The sequence below is a fragment of the Aminobacter sp. P4_H6_2 genome (assembly GCF_056400805.1).
In genome coordinates this window covers 1-2,387 of record NZ_JBFUKO010000751.1, presented here as the reverse complement: position 1 = coordinate 2,387, position 2,387 = coordinate 1, and the positions used below count along the sequence as shown (strand labels likewise).

The following is a 2,387-nucleotide window of genomic DNA, read 5'->3' as shown; positions in this document are numbered from 1 at the left end:
CGGCTTGATCGCAAGGACCGGATCGCTGGACGCCTCGTAGCTGATCAGTTGCCGGGAAATGGCTCGCATGAGATTTTGCGTCGCAACCATGYCGGTAAGGGCAGGGTCCATGTGATCCGGCTCACCCGTGGCAAGGATGCGCAGCGTGCCACCCTTCTGTGGTTCTTGCGCCTGAACGCTACCTGCTGCGATCGCACCCGTAAGAACCGCTATGGTCCACAGCCGCATCGAATTATTCCTAACGCGCATACGCTCCTCCTCCTTGAGCACTAGCATCAAGAGCACGTTAGGTGAAAAATTGTACTTTTGCAAAAAAATTATAGTGACACAATAATTATTGCACGATAATCAAAGCACATCTCCTTGGGCGCGTGTGTGCATGCCCACCCCCTGGCCGTCGTTGCGGCAAGAAGAGCGGCATGTAGCCGGCACGCGAGGAGCTTCCGGAAATGCCACACAACCTGTAGTAAAACCATTGGAGCCACGCATGACTGAGGTCTCGACTAGCGAGCTATGGCGGCTGTCAGCTGAAGAAGTAGCGATCGGCGTGAAGTCGAGAGCCTTCTCCGCGCGAGAGGTGACTGCATCCGCGATCAAACGTATGGAGGCCGTGAATCCCAGAATTAATGCGGTTGTAGCCCACGACCCGGAACGATCTTTTGAGGCCGCGGATCGTATCGATGCGATGGTTGCCGTCGGCAAAGACCCGGGTTGCTTGGCCGGCGTTCCCGTGACGATCAAGGCCGGAATCGATCAGGTCGGGTACCCGACAACCATGGGAGTAACCTCTCACAAGGAGCACTACCCATCTGCGAACGGGACGGTCGTTGACAATTTCGAACGTGCCGGCGCCATTCCGATAGGTCGATCGAACATGCCTTCCTATGGGCTGCGATGGTTCACCGGGAACCTGCTCCATGGCGAGACTTTCAATCCCTTTGACCGCTCTCTAACTCCTGGCGGCTCATCAGGAGGCGCGAGCGCCGCACTGGCGGTGGGTATCGGTGCGATTGCGCATGGAACCGATATCGGAGGCTCGATCCGCTATCCCGCGTATGCATGCGGCGTACATGGACTAAGACCAAGTTTTGGAAGGGTGGCGAACTACAATCCTTCGTTGCCGGAACGATCTATTGGCGGCCACCTTATGACGGTTTCCGGCCCGCTGGCGCGAACGGTTGGCGATTTGAGACTGGCATTGGAAGCCATGGCGCAGGAGGACGTTCGTGATCCGTGGTGGGTGCCTGCGCCGCTGCTGGGGCGCCCACTTCCCAAACGTGTTGCGCTGTGCGTGGCGCCTGACGGCCTGCAAACTGAACAGCCGGTCATTGACGCCTTGTTTGATGCGGCTGACCGATTGCGTGACGCTGGATGGACAGTCGAGCAAGTGACGCAGACTCCTCCGTTGCGTGACGCCGCGAAGATGCAAGTAAAACTCTGGCTCGGTGACGACTATGAGGCGATGGTCAGGACCGCCGAGGTCGAGGGCGATCCGGGAGCGCTGACGATGCTGAAAGGACAGCGGGAGGCTGTTCGCGATCTCACCTTGGCGGGTTTCGCCGAACTATTCAAAGTGAGAACGGACTATCTGCGCAGATGGCAATTGTTCTTCGAACGCTATCCCGTGCTGATGCTTCCAGTTTCGGCGCGTCTACCCTTCCCGAGTAATTTGGATATGGGCTCTGAAAGCGATTACCTGTCCGTCTGGGAAGCGCAGATTCCGCAGCTCGGTCTTCCCTTCATGGGCTTGCCTGGACTAGCAGTGGCCACTGGAATGCACGGACAGTCGCCTGTCGGTATCCAATTGACAGCGGCGAGATTCCGCGAGGATGTCCTTCTCGATGCTGCCGAGGACATTGCAAATCGAGGAACATCACTATCTCCAATCGACCCCGTTTAGGGGCGCTGGAGAGCCAGTGAGGGACTTGTAATTTGCAACCAGYGGCGCTCGCCCGCGTCCCAAAGCGCGCGCCGCGTGAACGCGTCGATCTGAAGCCCAGCATCCCTGTCGGGAAACGGACCGACATCATACGAGAATCAAAAAAGAGGGCGCAGCGCGCAAATTGCGTCTGCGCCCATGGAATAATTTAGCTTAGTACGTCAGTCGAAAGGCGATTATTTCAGCTTGAACGAATCCGCACTGCACGCGCCGAGTGTGTTGGGATCATATTTGCGCCAATCGTCGATGCTCAGCATGCCAACGCAACGGTCCCTTCGCCGATGGTATCGCTTGAATCTCTGATGGTTGCCCACCGAATTGGTTTGTCACAAAGGTTGCTACCTTTGTTCAGCGAGAAAAACGCGTCGGCGTTCAGCACCTGATAAACGTCTCCTCTGAATTTCGTATCAGGTTCACTGTCGCTTTTGCGCTCGCCCGAGTACTGCAG

At 57.0% G+C, this 2,387-nt stretch carries 2 protein-coding genes and 1 pseudogene; 1 reads left to right on the top strand and 2 read right to left on the bottom strand.

Annotation, left to right across the window (positions count from 1 at the left end; genetic code table 11):
* Nucleotides 1–228, bottom strand: a pseudogene (locus AC1DUU_RS29635) (ABC transporter substrate-binding protein); the annotation flags it as partial.
* 259 nt (nucleotides 229–487) lie between these two features.
* Between AC1DUU_RS29635 and AC1DUU_RS29630 the strand changes: the two are divergent.
* On the top strand, nucleotides 488–1,900 hold the full coding sequence (locus AC1DUU_RS29630) for an amidase family protein (protein WP_476786891.1): 1,413 nt from the start codon (nucleotides 488–490) through the stop codon (nucleotides 1,898–1,900).
* Nucleotides 1,901–2,189: 289 nt separating this feature from the next.
* Here the strand turns inward: AC1DUU_RS29630 and AC1DUU_RS29625 are convergent.
* Nucleotides 2,190–2,387 (bottom strand): hypothetical protein (locus AC1DUU_RS29625; protein WP_476786890.1); only part of this gene is annotated, 198 nt, incomplete at its 5' end.

Bases quoted from the DNA above. Each gene is read 5' to 3' on its own strand.
- AC1DUU_RS29630 (WP_476786891.1), top strand. From the start codon at position 488: ATGACTGAGGTCTCGACTAGCGAGCTATGGCGGCTGTCAGCTGAAGAA.